We start from the raw sequence: 1,331 nt of genomic DNA on the forward strand, positions 1-1,331 counted from the left end.
GTGGACGCCGTAGAGAATAGCTTCTCACACCTCAAAAAGTGGATAACAAAAAGTTAGATATCAAATCTCTCCTTTAAAAATATGATGAAACAAGAATTTACACAAACATTGTTTGCGTGGATGGGTGGTAAACACTATCTGCGTAAGAAAATTATACCGATTTTAAATAATATTGACCATGAAACCTATGTTGAACCGTTTTTAGGTTCTGGTGTTATTTTCCTAAATAAAAGACCAGCAAAATATTCCGTTATTAATGATCTGAATGGAGAGATTACGAACCTGTTTCAATGTGTTCAAAATGACTTTGATGATTTAGCCAAACGACTAGAATGGTTTGTTTGTTCAAGACAGTTGTTTTTTGAACTTGCATCTATTGCCCCAGAAAGCCTTTCCAAAGTTGAAAGAGCCGCACGTTTTTTGTTTCTCCAACGTTGTGTGATGTATGGGAAAAAAGATTATGTCTCTTTTAGCTTTGGAAGGAAAAAGCCTATAGCATTTAATCCCGATAAGCTGTTATCAAGGATGCGGCGTGTTAGACAGAAGCTTCTTGATACAACAATCTTAAATTTATCGTGGGAGCGAGTTGTCGAACTTTTTGATGCACCCGACAGTTTATTTTATTTAGACCCGCCTTATCTTGTGAAGAAGAAATGTTACAGCTCTGGGAATTTTGTTGAAGATGATTTTGTGAGTATGGCAAAAGTTCTCAAAAGCATTCAAGGCAAATTTGTTTTGAGTCTGAATGATTGTGATGAGGTTAGAGAGATCTTTAAGGATTTTGACTTTTTAGAATTAGAAACTCTTTGGACCTCTGGTTTTGCTAAAAAACCACCCCGAAAAGAACTCTTGATTCGTAATAATTGAAGAAAATCATAAAAAGATTTGTTAGAATCAGAAAAAATATTTCTTCTCTAATAGGACTTTTTTTGATGCTTACACCCTTTGGTAAAATTTTACGTAAACTTCGCGTTGATCACTCAGAACGCCTCTTAGATATGGCTAAGAAATTAGACATATCTGTAGCATTTTTATCTTCTGTAGAGATTGGAAAAAAATCTGTTCCTGTAGGATTGGAAGAAAAGATCATAGAGCTTTATGGTTTAGATAAAGCTATGGCTTCTCTCTTAAAAAAAGAAGCCTATTCTTGTCGAAAAAGCATCATAATAAAACCTTCTACTCCGTTGCAACGTGAAACTGTTGTTGCGTTTATGAGGCTTTTAGATGGCTTACATCAAGAAGCGTTAGCAGACTTCAAAGAAACATTAGAAACATTGTGCGAAGCGTGCTTTATAGAGAAATGTTAGAAAATCCTATTCCCTAACTTTTAT

Annotated in this window: 2 protein-coding genes; both read left to right on the forward strand. The window is 34.7% G+C overall.

Going from position 1 to position 1,331, the window contains the following annotated elements; genetic code table 11:
• Positions 1-81 precede the first annotated feature (81 nt).
• Positions 82-867 (forward strand): DNA adenine methylase, encoded by a 786-nt coding sequence (locus ACFIKD_RS09425; protein ID WP_375645185.1) that lies wholly within the window; start codon positions 82-84, stop codon positions 865-867.
• Positions 868-932: 65 nt separating this feature from the next.
• On the forward strand, positions 933-1,307 hold the full coding sequence (locus tag ACFIKD_RS09430) for a helix-turn-helix domain-containing protein (protein ID WP_208439641.1): 375 nt from the start codon (positions 933-935) through the stop codon (positions 1,305-1,307).
• Positions 1,308-1,331: the final 24 nt, after the last annotated feature.

Origin of the sequence: Bartonella sp. CR84HXZ, assembly GCF_042194535.1 — a bacterium.
Classification (GTDB): domain Bacteria; phylum Pseudomonadota; class Alphaproteobacteria; order Rhizobiales; family Rhizobiaceae; genus Bartonella; species Bartonella grahamii.